The sequence below is a fragment of the Variovorax sp. RTB1 genome, from assembly GCF_035018765.1.
Taxonomy (GTDB): Bacteria; Pseudomonadota; Gammaproteobacteria; order Burkholderiales; family Burkholderiaceae_C; genus Variovorax.
Genome location: NZ_JASJXG010000033.1, coordinates 1 through 15,114, shown reverse-complemented (window position 1 = coordinate 15,114; position 15,114 = coordinate 1). Strand labels below are relative to the sequence as shown.

The window sequence follows — 15,114 nt, the reverse complement described above, 5'->3', positions numbered from 1 at the left end:
TTCGGCGGGCGACAGAGACATGGGAAAAACCGGTTACTTCATTCATCGCGACTTCTGGAAGCACGAGATGGGCCGGGGTCATCCCGAATGCCCCGAGCGCCTCGACGCCATCGAAGACCGGCTCCTCGCCACCGGCGTTGCCGATGCGCTCGAACGCTGCGAAGTCCCGCTGGCCACGCTGCCGCAAATCACCCGGGCGCACAGTGTCGCGCACCTCGAACATCTTGAAGAGTTGAGTCAGCGGCTGATAGCCGATGCGCCCGCAGGCGGCCCGGATCACGCGCCGATCGACCCTGACACATCGCTCAACAAGTTCACCGTGCTGGCCGCGCGACGTGCTGCCGGTGCGGTCATCGCGGCGACCGACGCGGTGATGGCCGGTGAGCTCGAAAACGCTTTTTGCGCCGTGCGGCCGCCGGGTCATCACGCCTGCCACGACAAGGCGATGGGCTTCTGCTTCTTGAACAACGTCGCGATTGCCGCGCGCCACGCGATCGAGGTGCACGGCCTGAAGCGCGTCGCCATCGTCGACTTCGACGTGCACCACGGCAATGGCACGGAAGACATCTTGTCGAACGATCCGCACGTGCTGATGGTCGGCATCTTTCAGCACCCTTTCTACCCGTTCAGCGGCGCCGAGCACCCGGCCGCCAACATGCTCAACCTGCCGGTGCCCGCATACACCAAGGGCATGGATGTGCGCGAGCTGATAGAGATGATGTGGATTCCGCGGCTTGAAGAATTCCAGCCCGAGATGATCTTCATCAGTGCCGGTTTCGATGCGCACCGCGAAGACGATCTCGGCCAGCTGGGCCTGAACGAAAACGACTTTGCCTGGATCACCGGACGGGTGCGCGATATCGCCAAGCGCTATTCCAAGGGCCGCATCGTGTCGATGCTCGAAGGCGGCTACAGCCTCGACGCGCTGGCCCGCAGCGTTGAAGCGCACGTGCGGGTTTTGGCTGACCTGTGACCGCGGACTTGTGACCAGCGCGTGAAGATGGGGTCGATGGATTTCAGCCAGTTCTCCGAGCGCCTGTCGCAGGTCGATCCGCGCAGCGTCGCGATCGAAGTGGCCGTGCTGGTCGGATGCGTCGCGCTGGCATGGATCGTGTGCCGCTGGTTCGGCCGCGACCAGCCCAAGGATTCGATCTGGTTCGGCGAGCGTCTCTGGGACGGGTTGCTGTTCCCGCTGCTGGCTCTGCTCTTCTGTGATCTGGCACGGCGCGGTGCGGCGAGCTTTCTGCCGGTGGTCGTGCTTCGCATCGCCGTGCCGGTGTTCCTGTCGCTCGTCGCCATTCGGCTTTTCGCGCGGGTGCTGCGGGCCGTGTTCCCGACTTCGGCGCTGGTGCGGCTGGCCGAGCGCACCATTTCCTGGATCGCCTGGATCGCCGCGGTGCTGTGGATCGTCGGGCTGCTGCCGCCGGTGCTGGCCGAACTCGATGCAATCTCGCTGGACTTCGGCAAAACGCACGTCAGCGTGCGGACAATTCTGGAAGGCGTCTTCTGGGCCGGCGTGGTGATGGTGATCGCACTGTGGATCGCCGCCACGATCGAAAAACGCATTCTGCGCGAGGCGGTATCCGATCTGTCGATGCGCAAAGTGGCATCGAACGCGGTGCGCGCTGCGTTGCTGCTGGTCGGTCTGCTGTTCGCGTTGTCGGCGGTCGGGGTCGACCTCACTGCGCTGTCGGTGCTGGGTGGTGCGGTCGGTGTCGGCCTAGGCTTCGGTTTGCAGAAGCTCGCGGCCAACTACGTGAGCGGCTTCGTCATCTTGCTGGAGCGCTCGATCCGCATCGGCGACAACGTCAAGGTCGACGGTTTCGAAGGCCGTATCACCGACATCAAGACGCGCTACACACTGGTTCGTGCTGGCAATGGTCGCGAGTCGATCGTGCCGAATGAAACGCTCATCACCAGCCGGGTCGAGAACCTGTCGATCGCCGACATGAAGTTCAACATCACGACCAACATCGTGGTGGGCTACGACAGCGATGTGGCGCAAGTGCAGAACATTCTGTGCGACTCCGCCAAGGCGCAGGCGCGGGTTTTGAGCGACCCGGTGCCTGTTGCTTACCTGGTCGCCTTCGCGCCGGACGGGCTCGAGTTCAGCCTCAACTTCTGGGTCGCCGATCCGGAGAAAGGCAAGGACAACGTGCGCTCCGCCATCAACATCGCGATGCTCGAAGGTCTGCGCGTTGCGCATATCGACATTCCGTTTCCGCAGCGCATGGTGCGCGTCGAATCTTTGCCGACCGCGCCATCGGCAGGTGCTCTGCCCGAACGCGGCACTCGCCTATAATCACACAAAAGCACGATCGTTCGTTTTTGTGTCCTGCCCACCTGCACGGTGGGGTCGGGTGATCGATATGAACAGTCCACGCAGAGGTCGCCGCCTAGAATGTGTGGCTGCCCTGCGGCACACCGGTTTCGTAAATCCAATGGAGTCAAACCAATGAAGGTTCTGGTACCCGTCAAACGCGTCGTCGACTACAACGTCAAGGTCCGCGTCAAATCCGACGGCAGCGGCGTGGACATCGCCAACGTCAAGATGAGCATGAACCCCTTCGACGAGATCGCCGTCGAAGAAGCGGTCCGCCTCAAGGAAAAAGGCATCGTCACCGAAGTCATCGCCGTCTCCTGCGGCGACGTCAAGTGCCAGGAAACCCTGCGCACCGCCATGGCCATCGGCGCCGACCGTGCCATCCTGGTCGAGACCACCGCCGAGCTGCAGCCCCTGGCCATCGCCAAGCTCCTCAAAGCCCTGGTCGACAAGGAGCAGCCGCACCTCATCATCCTGGGCAAGCAGGCCATCGACGACGATGCCAACCAGACCGGCCAGATGCTGGCCGCGCTGGCCGACCTGCCGCAGGCCACCTTCGCCTCCAAGGTCGATCTGGCAGCCGACAAAGTCACCGTCTCGCGTGAAATCGACGGCGGCATGGAGACCCTCACCCTGAACCTGCCGGCCGTCATCACGACTGACCTGCGCTTGAACGAGCCGCGCTACGTCACCCTGCCCAACATCATGAAGGCCAAGAAGAAGACGCTCGACGTCTTCAAGCCCGAAGACCTGGGTGTCGACGTCACCCCCCGCCTGAAGACCCTGAAGGTCTCGGAGCCGCCCAAGCGCGGCGCCGGCATCAAGGTGGCCGACGTGGCCGCCCTGGTCGACAAACTGAAGAACGAAGCGAAGGTGATCTGAACATGACCGCATTAGTTATTGCCGAACACGACCACGCCACCATCAAGCCGGCGACCCTGAACACCGTCACCGCGGCCATTGCGTGCGGTGGCGAGGTGCACATCCTGGTGGCGGGCGCCAATGCCGCCGAAGCCGGCAAAGCCGCCGCCCAGATCGTGGGCGTCGCTAAAGTCATCGTGGCCGACAGCGCCAGCCTGGCCGAGAACCTGGCCGAGAACGTTGCAGCGCAGGTGCTGGCGATCGCCGGCAATTACAGCCACATCCTGTTCCCGTCGACCGCCAACGGCAAGAACGTGGCGCCGCGCGTCGCCGCCAAGCTGGATGTCGCCCAGATCAGCGACATCACCAAGGTCGATGCGCCGGACACCTTCGAGCGGCCGATTTATGCGGGCAATGCGATCGCCACGGTGCAGTCGAGCGACAAGACCATCGTCATCACCGTGCGCACCACCGGCTTCGACGCCGCAGCCGCGACCGGTGGCAGTGCCACCATCGAAACCGCCGAAGGCGTGGCCGATAGCGGCAAGAGCGCCTTCGTCGGCCGGGAAGTGACCAAGAGCGAACGCCCCGAGCTGACGGCCGCCAAGATCATCGTCTCCGGGGGCCGGGCCCTGGGCAGTGCCGAGAAGTTCCAGGAGATCATGGCACCGCTGGCGGACAAGCTCAATGCGGGCCTGGGAGCCAGCCGGGCTGCCGTGGATGCAGGCTACGCCCCGAACGACTGGCAAGTGGGCCAGACCGGCAAGATCGTGGCGCCGCAGTTGTACATCGCCGCAGGCATCTCCGGGGCCATTCAGCACTTGGCCGGCATGAAGGACTCCAAGGTGATCGTGGCGATCAACAAGGACGAAGAGGCGCCGATCTTCTCGGTGGCCGACTACGGGCTGGTGGCCGACCTGTTCGTGGCTGTGCCTGAATTGGTCAAGTCGCTTTGAGTTTGCGCAACGTCGGGTAAGTCATTCAAGGGCATCGTTCGCGATGCCCTTCCTGTATCTGGAGACAAAGACATGAGCTACATCGCACCGATCAAGGACATGTTGTTCGACATCGAACATCTGGCCGACATCGCAGAAATCGCAGAAATGCCCGGCTTCGAAGACGCCGGCCTGGAGACGGCGCAGGCCGTGCTCGAAGAATGCGCCCGGTTCAACCAGGACGTGATCGCGCCGCTGAACGTGGCGGGCGACCGCAATCCGTCGTCGTTCAAGGACGGCGTCGTCACGACCACGCCGGGCTTCAAGGAAGCCTTTGCGCAGTACGCGGCTGGCGGCTGGCAGGGCCTGCAGCATCCGCTCGCCTTTGGCGGTCAGGGCTTGCCGAAAACCATCGGCGCAGCCTGCGGAGAGATGCTGAACTCCGCCAATATGAGCTTCGCGCTGTGCCCACTGCTCTCCGATGGCGCGACCGAAGCACTGCTGACCGCCGGCTCCGAAGCGCTGAATGCGATCTATCTGGAAAAGCTGATCAGCGGGCAGTGGACCGGCACCATGAACCTGACCGAGCCGCAGGCCGGCAGCGACCTGGCGATGGTGCGCAGCCGGGCCGAGCCGCAACCCGACGGCACGTACAAGGTCTTCGGCACCAAGATCTACATCACGTACGGCGAGCACGACATGGCCGAGAACATCGTCCACCTCGTGCTGGCACGCGTGGTCGGTGCGCCCGAAGGCGTGAAGGGCATCAGTCTCTTCGTCGTGCCGAAGTTCATGGTGAACAAAGACGGGTCGCTGGGTGAACGCAACGACGTGCACTGCGTCAGCATCGAACACAAGCTCGGCATCAAGGCCAGCCCGACCGCCGTGCTCCAGTACGGCGATCACGGCGGCGCTGTCGGCTACATCGTCGGCCAAGAGAACCGAGGCCTCGAGTACATGTTCATCATGATGAACTCGGCCCGCTACGCCGTCGGCATGCAGGGCATCGCCATCGCCGAGCGCGCCTATCAGCACGCGGTGGCCTACGCCAAAGACCGCGTGCAGAGCCGACCAGTCGATGGCTCGATGAACGCCAGCGCGCCGATCATTCACCACCCCGACGTCAAGCGCATGCTGATGACGATGCGTGCGTACACCGAAGGGTGCCGTGCGATGGCCAGCGTGGCCGCGGCCGCCTACGACGCTGCGCATCACCATCCCGATGCGGACACGCGCAAGCAGAACACCGCTTTCTACGAATTCCTGGTGCCGCTGATCAAGGGCTACAGCACCGAGATGAGCCTGGAAGTGACGTCGCTTGGCGTGCAGGTGCACGGCGGCATGGGCTTCATCGAGGAGACGGGCGCAGCGCAGTACTACCGCGACGCCAAGATCCTGACGATCTACGAAGGCACGACCGCCATCCAGGCGAACGACCTGGTCGGCCGCAAGACGGCGCGCGATGGCGGCCAGACAGCCAGGGCGATCGCCGCACAAATCGAGAAGACCGAAGCTGAACTCGCCAAGCGCGACAGCGCCGATGGCGCCGCCGTCTTGAAGCGCCTGAAGGCTGCGCGCGAAGCCTTTGTCGAAGTCGTCGGCTTCGTGGCGACCAATACCAAGGCATCGCCTAACGCGGTGTTCTCAGGCAGCGTGCCGTACCTGATGCTGGCCGGCAACCTGATGGCGGGCTGGCAACTGGCGCGCTCGCTCATCGCGGCCGAAGACCTGATGAAGGCCGGCACCGACGTGGCTTTCATGAAAGCCAAGATCGCCACCGCGCGCTTCTATGCAGAGCACATCCTGAACAAGGTGCCTGCGGTACGCGACAGCATCGTCGACGGCGCCGACAGCGTGACCGCGCTGGCGCTCGAGTCCTTCTGACTCTCGACTTTTGAACCCGACTTTCCGACCCTGATTCAATAACTTCAAAAAGACAACAGACCATGTCGAAACTGCCCCCTGTGCTCGCGAACCTGCCGCTGCCCATCATCGGCTCGCCGCTTTTCATCATCAGCACACCGAAGCTCGTCATCGCGCAGTGCAAGGCAGGCGTGGTCGGTTCGATGCCGGCGCTGAACGCGCGTCCGGCGGCGCAGCTCGAAGAGTGGTTGATCGAAATCACCGAGGAACTCGCGGCCTACAACAAGGCCAACCCGGACAAGCCGGCCGCACCTTTCGCCATCAACCAGATCGTGCACAAGAGCAACGACCGGCTCGATCACGACATGGAAATGGTCGTGAAGTACAAGGTGCCGATCGTCATCACCTCGCTCGGCGCGCGCACCGATGTCAACGAAGCCATCCACAGCTACGGCGGTGTCGTGCTGCACGACATCATCAACAACAAGTTCGCGAAGAAGGCGATCGAGAAGGGCGCAGACGGCATCATCGCCGTGGCCGCAGGTGCCGGTGGCCATGCGGGCGTCAAGAGCCCGTTCGCGCTCATCCAGGAAATCCGCCAGTGGTTCGACGGCCCGATTGCGTTGTCGGGCTCCATTGCCACTGGCGGCGCGGTGCTGGCGGCGCAAGCCATGGGTGCCGATTTCGCCTACATCGGCACCGCCTTCATCGCGACCGAAGAAGCGCGGGCCAGCGACGAATACAAGCAGGCGATCGTCGACGGCAGCTCCGACGACATCGTCTATTCGAACCTTTTCACCGGCGTGCATGGCAACTACCTGGCGCCGAGCATCGTGGCCGCCGGCATGGACCCGGCCAACCTGCCCGAAGGCGATGTCACGACGATGAACTTCGCATCCGGCGATGGCAGTAAAGCCAAAGCGTGGAAAGACATCTGGGGTTCGGGTCAGGGCATCGGTGCCGTGACGGAGGTCGGCACGGCCGCCATGTTCGTAGAAAAGCTCAAGCGTGAATATGCCGAGGCAAGGGCCCGCCTGTCGCTCTGACATGCCGGACCTGGTGGACGTGTCGACGGTGGAGGACCGCGCGGCGCGCATTCCGCTGCTCGACGCTGTCAAGGGACTGGCGTGCCTGGTCATCGTCGGCCATCACCTGGCGCGCTACGGGCCGATGTCCGAAGTCGCGTTTCCGTTGGCGCCTGCGCTCATTCACTGGTTGTCTACCGATGGGCGCCTGGCCGTACAGGTGTTCCTGGTCATTGCCGGTTTTCTGACTGCTGGCAGCATGGCCCCGGCAGTGCAGCTGAACGCCGGCAGGCCGCTGGAACGTATTGCGCGGCGCTACCTGCGGCTGATCATCCCGTACCTCGCAGCGCTCATCGTCAGCGTGGTCGTGGCCGCGATCGCAAGGCCCTTGCTACAGGACGACGCGGTTCCGGGTGCACCCAACTTGATGCAGCTGCTGGCGCATGGATTGCTGCTGCAGGATCTGCTCGGCTACGACGCTTTGTCGGCCGGTGTGTGGTACGTGGCGATCGACTTCCAGTTGTTCGCGCTGTCGCTGGCCGCGGTTGGCTTGGCGGCATGGGTCGAGCGGCACTGGCGTCGCGGCATCGGAGACGCGCAGGACATTGAAGACATGAGCAACATATCCGACAGCGTCGCGCGTTCGTTGCGTGCACATTGGATCGCCGTGGTGATCGTGTTCGGCCTCGTCACCAGTTCCCTCGTTTTTTTCAATCTGCACGCTGAACTTGACGCGACGGCGCTTTATTTTTTCGGCGCTTATGGTTTGGGGATGTTGACGTTCTGGATCGGTTGCGCCGACCGGTCCGACAAACACGGCAGTCCGACAGCATGGCGTGCCGGCTTTCTCCTGTTGGTGTTGCTCGGCGTATCGGCATTGGCGTTCGAGTGGCGCAGCCGCATCGCCATTGCGCTCATGACTTCGCTCGCGATAGCGGGAGCGCAGCGTTTGCATTGGCTGAAGTCGTCTGCATGTCCGGCGTGGGCGCGGCCGCTCGCACAACTCGGACGCATGTCGTACTCCCTGTTCCTGATTCACTTTCCAGTGATCCTGCTGGTCAGCGCGGTGGTCAGCCATTGGGCGCCAGCCGCCCCCTGGATCGACGCAGCGGGCATGGTCGCGGCCCTCGCACTCTCGCTGGCGGCAGCGTGGGTTCTCTATCGCCGCATCGAGTTGCGCCCCGCGAGCTGGCGCGCCGTGCTCGCGCTGTTCGCCGGGCTGCTGGTCTGCGGCTTCCTCGTTTCGCTCTGAGCCGCGAGCACCGCCGGCAACGCCGGTGTCCACACGCAGCGCTGGCCGATCTCTGGTCCTTTTCTTGACACAGATCAATTCGGCCTTCTAGGCACGGTTGCGTCTCGCAGGCGCAGCGGGCAACCTCACGGCACGGACTGGCGGCATCGACGAGCGCCGGCCATGTTGTGCAACCTTCAGCGATTGCTGAAACTAAAAAGAACATGAAGAAGATGGGATCTGCCTCGGCTGCGCCGACTCCCGCCGCCCCGGCGCCCTCGCTGCGATTCTTCGCGGCGACCGGCGTGGGCGGTGTGTTGCAGGCGGCGGCGGCGTTGCTCTGGTTGCCTCAGGCGGCGTTGCTGGCCGGGGCGGTTCAGCGCATGTCGCAAACAGTCGGCCATCGAGGCGATACCGATGTCGCAGGTTTCGCGATCGCAGCGCATTCCGGGTCATGGACCGAGTTGCTGTCCCCTGCGCTGTCCCCTGCGCTGTCCGCTGTGCTTGCGCCGGCGCTCGGCATCTTGGCGATCGGCCTGCTGCGCGCGCTGCTGGACGCGTGGGGCACGCGCCAGCTCTTCGGCAAAGCGCGCGCCCATCTGTCGACTTTGCGTGCACGGGCCGCGGCGGCGTTAGCGAGCGGCTCACCGCTCGACCGCCATCGGCCCGCCTCCGGTGCCGCCGCCAGCGTGATCGCCGAGCAGGCCGAAGCGCTCATGCCGTATCTCGTGCGCTATCAGCCGGTGCGTCTGCGCGTCACGCTCGTGCCGTTGGTGATTCTTCTCGTGGTCGCGAGCCTCTCTTGGGTCGCCGCGCTGGTGTTGCTCGTTGCGGCGCCATTGATCCCCGTGTTCATGGCACTCGTCGGCTGGCGCGCCCGCGCCGCCAGCGAGGCGCAGATGGTCGAGATGGGCAGCATGAACGCCTTCCTGCTCGACCGGCTGCGCGGCCTTGCCACGCTGCGTGCGCTCGGCGCTGTCGACCTCACGGCCGAGCGGCTCGGCGACGCCGCGCAATCGCTGCGCCGCCGCACGATGGCCGTGCTGCGCATCGCGTTCCTGTCGTCGGCGGTGCTCGAACTCTTCTCGGCGCTCGGCGTCGCGATGGTCGCGGCCTACGTTGGGTTCCACTTGCTGGGCACACTCCATTTCGGCACATGGGGCAGGCCACTCGGCTTGGGGCAAGGCCTCTTCGTGCTGCTGCTGGCGCCAGCGTTTTTCGAGCCGCTGCGTGAGCTTTCGGCCGTTTGGCACGACCGTGCTGCCGGCGAGGCGGCGTTGCAGGCGCTCACGGCGTTGGGTAACGACACCGTGCGGTTGCCCGGCGCCGTCGTATCCATGAGCGCTCTCACAGCCGATCCTGCGCCGGTCCGGGCGATCCATGCAGTGACCGCGGCCAATGCAGCTTCCAGCACCACGAGCGTCAACGGCAAGGCATCGTCACCGCATTCCGCGCCGTCTGTCGTCGTACGCGATTTGCGCTTCACGCACGCCGGCGAGGCGACACTTTTCTCCGGCATCAATCTGCGGGTCGCGCCGGGCGAACACGTCGCCTTGATGGGCGAGAGCGGTGCCGGCAAGACGGCGCTGTTGTCATTGCTGGCTGGCCTGCTGCCGGCCGACAGCGGCGACATCGTCATCGGCGGCACTGTGCTGACAGACCGCAGCGTCGGCGCGCTGCGCCAGCGTATCGGCTGGATGGGCCAGCGGCCGCATGTGTTCGCGGGCTCCGTTCAAAGCAATGTGGGCCTCGGTCGCATCGGCGTGGATGCAGCGTGCATCGAAACCGCGCTCGACTTCGCGGACCTCGCCGATGTGGCGCAAGCCCGATTGGGTGTTGCGCTGGGCGAGGGCGGTGGTGGACTTTCGGGTGGTGAGGCGGTGCGGCTGGCGCTGGCGCGTGTCGTGGTGAATGCGGGCGTCGATCTGCTGCTCGTCGATGAGCCGACAGCCCACCTCGACACCGAAACCGCGCTGCGCGTGACCGATGCGCTGATGGCGCTGGCGCGCGGCAAGACTCTGATCGTTGCGACGCATGACCCGGTGCTGGCCGCGCGTCTGGATCGGGTGGTCAGCCTGGGTGCAGCCGACACTTTTGAAGTGCGCGAAGTCGTGAGGGAAGCCGCATGAGCACCGCCCGCACGGATCGCGTCAGTCTGATCCTGCGCCCCTTTCTTGCCACCCAACCCCGCGCATTGCTGGTCGGCGCTCTGCTTGCTGCAATCACCGTGCTTACCGGCATGGCGCTGCTCGGTCTTTCCGGCTGGTTCATCACCGCGACGGCGCTGGCCGGTGCCAACGTCGCGACCGCGTTCATGTTCGACGTCTTCATGCCTTCGGCCGGCATCCGCTTGCTGGCGGTCGGCCGCACGGCCTCGCGCTACGGCGAGCGACTGGTCACGCACGACGCGACCTTCGCCGTGCTGGCGGCGTTGCGCGTGCAGCTGTTCCGCGGCTGGGCGCGTGCCGGTGCCGCGCGCGAGTTGCTGATGCGCCCATCGCGTGTGCTGTTCAGGCTGACCTCGGACATCGACGCGCTCGAGTCTTTGTATTTGCGGCTCGTCGTGCCCGCGATCGCGGCATTGGGCGCTGCGGTGCTGGCCGGCGTCGTTCTCGGCTTCATGCACATTGGCCTGGGCATCGCGATGGCGATATGGCTCGTCGCAAGTGGTTGGGGCATCGCCTTCGTCGTGGCGCGTCGTGCACGCCGCCCATCGGTGCAACGAGCGCATGCGATCGAAGTGCTGCGTGCACGCGCCGTCGATCTTGTCGCCGGGGAGAGCGACCTCATCATGGCCGGCCGCATCGACACGCAGAAGGCAGTGCTCGCCGACGCTGACCGACGCCTGGCCGCCGCCGACCTTGCGCTGAACAGGCTCGAAGCCAATGCCGGCGCCGCCTACGGCATGGCCGGCACGATCAGCCTGGTCACGGTATTGCTGGCGGTCGGCGCATTGGTAGGCGAAGGAAGCATCGGTGCACCTGCCGCAGCACTCGCGCTGCTGGTCGCGCTCACTGCGGTCGAGCCTTTTTCTGCGATGCGGCGCGGTGCGCTGGATGCCGGTCGCACCTGGCTGGCCGTGCGGCGGCTTGCACCGCGCATGGCATTGGACGACATGCAGCCAGCGCGGTTCTCTTCGGGCTCGACCGCGCCTATCGGTGCCGAGTTGTCCGCCGCCGCCGCCGCCGCCTCGCTGACGAGCGGCATCGCATTGCGCTTCCACGAAATCACCGCTGCGCCTTCCAGGGCCGGCTCGGCCGTCTTGCACGGCGTGTCGCTGCGCATCGACGTCGGCGAGCGCGTTGCGCTGATCGGCCCCAGCGGCGCCGGCAAGTCCACGCTGCTCGCCATCGCGGCCGGCGAGTTGACGCCACGCTCCGGCACCGTTGCGACGCTGCCTGCCTGCCTGCTCACGCAACGCACCGAACTGTTCCAGGACAGCCTGCGCGACAACCTGCGCCTCGCTGATTCTTCAGCCGACGACGCTCGCCTCTGGCGCGCGCTCGAAGCGGCAGGCCTCGCACACGACATTCGCGCCACCGCTGCAGGCCTGGACACGCGACTCGGCGAAGGCGGTCTCGGCCTGTCGGGTGGCCAGTCGCGCCGACTCGCGCTCGCGCGGCTGTTGCTTCGCCCCACGGACTTCTGGCTGCTCGACGAGCCGACCGAAGCGCTCGATACAGACATCGCACGAGACGTGCTGCTGCGCCTTGCGCAACACGCCGGACTGCGCACCGTACTCATCGCCACGCACCTGCGCCGCGAGGCCTCGCTGGCCGATCGACTGGTCCGCATGGAAGCCGGCCACATCGTCGCCGACCTGCGTCGCGGCACCCCCGGTTTCGAAGCGGCGCTGCGTGCGCTGCGCCCCGATTGAAGAAGAAAGAGAAAAGGAAACCCCATGGACTTCGACATCGTTGCACTGTCCCGATTGCAGTTCGCCGCCACGGCGCTTTATCACTTCCTGTTCGTGCCCCTCACGCTCGGGCTGTCGATCATCCTGGCCATCATGGAGACCGTCTACGTGATGACGGGCCGCGTGATCTGGCGCGACATGACCAAGTTTTGGGGCGTGCTGTTCGGCATCAACTTCGCGATGGGCGTCGCTACCGGAGTGGTGATGGAGTTTCAGTTCGGCATGAACTGGAGCTACTACAGCCACTATGTCGGCGACATCTTCGGCGCGCCATTGGCCATCGAAGGACTGATGGCGTTCTTCCTCGAAGCGACCTTCGTCGGTCTGTTCTTCTTTGGCTGGGACAAGCTCTCCAAGGTCGGCCATCTGACGACGACCTGGGCCGTCGCCATCGGCTCCAACTTCTCGGCGTTGTGGATTTTGATCGCCAACGGCTGGATGCAGAACCCGGTCGGCGCAGCCTTCAATCCGCAGACGATGCGGATGGAAGTGGTCGACTTCTTCGCGGTGCTGACCAACCCGGTGGCGCAAGCCAAGTTCGTGCACACGGTGTCGGCCGGCTACATTTGCGCGTCGGTCTTCGTGCTCGGCGTCTCGGCGTGGTACCTGCTCAAAGGGCGCCACATCGAACTGGCCAAGCGCTCGATGACGGTGGCTGCGTCCTTCGGTTTGGCAGCCTCGCTGTCGGTCGTCGTGCTGGGTGATGAGAGCGGCTACCTGTCGAGCGAGCACCAGAAGATGAAGCTGGCCGCCATCGAAGGTATGTGGGAAACCAAGCCTGCGCCGGCCGCCTTCACTGTCTTCGGCTTCCCCGACCAAGCCGCCCGCGAGACGCACTACGCGCTGCACATCCCGGCAGTGATGGGACTCATCGGCACCCGCTCGCTCGACACGGTGATCCCGGGCATCGACGAACTCGTGAAGCGCGCCGAGGTCCGCATCCGCGAAGGCATCAAAGCCTACGACGCGCTGCAGCAGATTCGCGCGGCTGGCAGCACGCAGACCGTGACGCAGGGCGTGCGCGACACCTTCGAGAACAACGCGCCCGAACTCGGCTACGCCTTGCTCTTGAAGCGCTATGTCGACGATCCGCGGCAAGCGACCGACGAGCAGATTTCCAAAGCTGCATGGGACACCGTGCCGCAGGTGCTGCCGTTGTTCTGGCTGTTCCGCATCATGGTCGGCATCGGCATGTTGCTGATCGCGTTGACTGCGACGTTCTTCGTCCTGTCGGCACGCCGCAAGCTGGGCGACTACCACTGGTTGCTGCGCGTCGCGGTGTGGTCGATCCCGCTGCCGTGGATCGCCATCGAGGCCGGCTGGCTCGTGGCCGAATTCGGGCGCCAACCGTGGGTCATCGAAGGCGTGTTGCCGACGGCGGTCGCAGTGTCGGACCTCGGCGTGACGACCTTGCTGCTCACCATCTTCGGATTCATCGCGCTGTACACGGTGCTGCTGGTCATCGAGGTCAAGTTGATGCTCAAGGCGATCCGCAAGGGACCCGAGCACGAGCACGCGCCCGACGTCGGCGAATCGCACCAGCGCATCGTGCCGGCGGCGCATCTTCCCCTTGCCACAGCGGAGTAAAAAATGACGCTTACCCAACTCATCGACTACGACACGCTGCGCCTGATCTGGTGGGCGCTCATCGGCGTACTGCTCGTCGGCTTTGCCGTCACGGACGGCTTCGACCTCGGCACCGGCATGTTGCTGCCCTTCGTCGGGCGCAACGACCTGGAGCGCCGCGTCGTCATCAACAGCGTCGGCCCGGTGTGGGAGGGCAATCAGGTGTGGTTGATCCTCGGCGGGGGCGCGATTTTCGCAGCCTGGCCGCAGCTCTACGCGGTGTCGTTCTCGGGCTTCTACCTCGCGATGTTCGTGATTCTTTCCGCGCTCATCCTGCGGCCGGTGGCTTTCAAATTTCGCAGCAAGCGCGAAGAGCCGGCGTGGCGTGCGCGGTGGGACTGGGTGCTGTTCTTCAGCGGCACCGTGCCTGCGCTGATCTTCGGCGTGGCAATCGGCAATGTGCTGCAAGGCGTGCCGTTCCGCTTCTCCGACGAAATGCACATCCTGTACGACGGCACCTTCTTCGGCCTGCTGAATCCGTTCGCGCTGCTGTGCGGGCTGGTGTCGGTGGCGATGCTCGTGACGCACGGCGCCGCATGGCTCACGCTCAAGACCTCGGGCGCTGTGGCGGAGCGTGCGCGCGTGTACGGCATGGTGGCGGCGCTGGCGACCATCGCGCTCTATGCGCTGGCCGGCATCCTGCTGGCATCGTTCATCGGTGGCTACCGCATCACCAGCATGATCGACACGGTCGGGCCATCGAACCCGATGCTGAAGACGGCGGAGTTGCACGCGGCCGCATGGCTCGTCAACTACACCGCGCATCCGTGGACGATGCTCGCGCCGCTGGCCGGCTTCATCGGTGCGGCAGGGGCTTTGGTCGGACTGGCGTTGCGCCGACCGGTGCTTGCGCTGCTGACCGCCGCGCTCGCCATCGCCGGCATCATCGCCAGCGTGGGAGCATCGATGTTCCCGTTCATCCTGCCGTCCTCGATCGACCCGCGAGCCAGCCTCACGGTGTGGGATTCGTCGTCGAGCCACATGACGCTTTTCATCATGCTGGTCGTGACCTGCATCTTCATTCCCATCATCGTGGCGTACACGACCTGGGTCTATCACGTGCTCTGGGGCAAGGTCGACGAAGTCGCGATCCGCCAAGAGACCGGCCACGCCTACTGACCCGAGCGAGGAACAAACGATGTGGTACTTCTCCTGGATCCTCGGACTGCCGCTGGCGGCCGCCTTTGCCGTGCTCAATGCCATGTGGTACGAGCTGATGGACGACGACGCGATTCGGCGCGAAAAGCTCGATACGCCGGAGCCTTCGCACAATCAGGAACGGCTTTAGGCGCAGCCGAGGGCGGTGGGTGGCCCCTGCAGCGAAGTAAAGGAGG

The 15,114-nt window shown here is 64.9% G+C and carries 12 protein-coding genes; all 12 read left to right on the top strand.

Going from position 1 to position 15,114, the window contains the following annotated elements:
- The first annotated feature begins 19 nt into the window (after positions 1-19).
- On the top strand, positions 20-973 hold the full coding sequence (locus QN397_RS18415) for a histone deacetylase family protein (protein ID WP_323501620.1): 954 nt from the start codon (positions 20-22) through the stop codon (positions 971-973).
- 36 nt (positions 974-1,009) lie between these two features.
- Positions 1,010-2,302 carry a mechanosensitive ion channel family protein gene (locus QN397_RS18410; RefSeq protein ID WP_323501619.1) on the top strand — a complete coding sequence of 431 codons (1,293 nt, stop codon included), beginning with the start codon at positions 1,010-1,012 and terminating at the stop codon, positions 2,300-2,302.
- 153 nt (positions 2,303-2,455) lie between these two features.
- On the top strand, positions 2,456-3,205 hold the full coding sequence (locus QN397_RS18405; RefSeq protein WP_323499083.1) for an electron transfer flavoprotein subunit beta/FixA family protein: 750 nt from the start codon (positions 2,456-2,458) through the stop codon (positions 3,203-3,205).
- A gap of 2 nt (positions 3,206-3,207) precedes the next feature.
- A complete protein-coding gene (locus tag QN397_RS18400) occupies positions 3,208-4,140 on the top strand; it encodes an electron transfer flavoprotein subunit alpha/FixB family protein (RefSeq protein WP_323501618.1) in 933 nt (310 codons plus the stop codon).
- 72 nt (positions 4,141-4,212) lie between these two features.
- On the top strand, positions 4,213-6,003 hold the full coding sequence (locus tag QN397_RS18395) for an acyl-CoA dehydrogenase (RefSeq protein ID WP_323501617.1): 1,791 nt from the start codon (positions 4,213-4,215) through the stop codon (positions 6,001-6,003).
- 62 nt (positions 6,004-6,065) lie between these two features.
- Complete coding sequence (locus tag QN397_RS18390) at positions 6,066-7,028, top strand: nitronate monooxygenase family protein (RefSeq protein ID WP_323499086.1); 963 nt, start codon at positions 6,066-6,068, stop codon at positions 7,026-7,028.
- Between the two features lies 1 nt (position 7,029).
- A complete protein-coding gene (locus QN397_RS18385) occupies positions 7,030-8,259 on the top strand; it encodes an acyltransferase family protein (RefSeq protein ID WP_323501616.1) in 1,230 nt (409 codons plus the stop codon).
- Between the two features lie 203 nt (positions 8,260-8,462).
- The gene (cydD, locus tag QN397_RS18380; protein WP_416352342.1) at positions 8,463-10,367 is read left to right on the top strand and encodes a thiol reductant ABC exporter subunit CydD; all 1,905 of its coding nucleotides are present in this window, start codon (positions 8,463-8,465) and stop codon (positions 10,365-10,367) included.
- Positions 10,364-12,115 carry an amino acid ABC transporter ATP-binding/permease protein gene (locus tag QN397_RS18375; protein WP_323501615.1) on the top strand — a complete coding sequence of 584 codons (1,752 nt, stop codon included), beginning with the start codon at positions 10,364-10,366 and terminating at the stop codon, positions 12,113-12,115. The genes cydD and QN397_RS18375 overlap by 4 nt, the downstream gene beginning before the upstream one ends.
- 24 nt (positions 12,116-12,139) lie before the next feature.
- Positions 12,140-13,741 carry a cytochrome ubiquinol oxidase subunit I gene (locus QN397_RS18370; protein WP_323501614.1) on the top strand — a complete coding sequence of 534 codons (1,602 nt, stop codon included), beginning with the start codon at positions 12,140-12,142 and terminating at the stop codon, positions 13,739-13,741.
- Positions 13,742-13,744: 3 nt separating this feature from the next.
- The gene (cydB, locus tag QN397_RS18365; RefSeq protein WP_323501613.1) at positions 13,745-14,899 is read left to right on the top strand and encodes a cytochrome d ubiquinol oxidase subunit II; all 1,155 of its coding nucleotides are present in this window, start codon (positions 13,745-13,747) and stop codon (positions 14,897-14,899) included.
- A 19-nt stretch (positions 14,900-14,918) separates the two neighbouring features.
- Positions 14,919-15,068 (top strand): cytochrome bd-I oxidase subunit CydX, encoded by a 150-nt coding sequence (cydX, locus tag QN397_RS18360; RefSeq protein WP_323499094.1) that lies wholly within the window; start codon positions 14,919-14,921, stop codon positions 15,066-15,068.
- The last annotated feature ends 46 nt before the right edge of the window (positions 15,069-15,114 follow it).

Coding starts and splice junctions, on each gene's coding strand:
- QN397_RS18390 (WP_323499086.1), top strand. CDS start 6,066: ATGTCGAAACTGCCCCCTGTGCTCGCGAACCTGCCGCTGCCCATCATC.
- QN397_RS18400 (WP_323501618.1), top strand. CDS start 3,208: ATGACCGCATTAGTTATTGCCGAACACGACCACGCCACCATCAAGCCG.
- cydB (WP_323501613.1), top strand. CDS start 13,745: ATGACGCTTACCCAACTCATCGACTACGACACGCTGCGCCTGATCTGG.
- cydD (WP_416352342.1), top strand. CDS start 8,463: ATGAAGAAGATGGGATCTGCCTCGGCTGCGCCGACTCCCGCCGCCCCG.
- cydX (WP_323499094.1), top strand. CDS start 14,919: ATGTGGTACTTCTCCTGGATCCTCGGACTGCCGCTGGCGGCCGCCTTT.
- QN397_RS18405 (WP_323499083.1), top strand. CDS start 2,456: ATGAAGGTTCTGGTACCCGTCAAACGCGTCGTCGACTACAACGTCAAG.
- QN397_RS18410 (WP_323501619.1), top strand. CDS start 1,010: ATGGATTTCAGCCAGTTCTCCGAGCGCCTGTCGCAGGTCGATCCGCGC.
- QN397_RS18370 (WP_323501614.1), top strand. CDS start 12,140: ATGGACTTCGACATCGTTGCACTGTCCCGATTGCAGTTCGCCGCCACG.
- QN397_RS18385 (WP_323501616.1), top strand. CDS start 7,030: ATGCCGGACCTGGTGGACGTGTCGACGGTGGAGGACCGCGCGGCGCGC.
- QN397_RS18415 (WP_323501620.1), top strand. CDS start 20: ATGGGAAAAACCGGTTACTTCATTCATCGCGACTTCTGGAAGCACGAG.
- QN397_RS18375 (WP_323501615.1), top strand. CDS start 10,364: ATGAGCACCGCCCGCACGGATCGCGTCAGTCTGATCCTGCGCCCCTTT.
- QN397_RS18395 (WP_323501617.1), top strand. CDS start 4,213: ATGAGCTACATCGCACCGATCAAGGACATGTTGTTCGACATCGAACAT.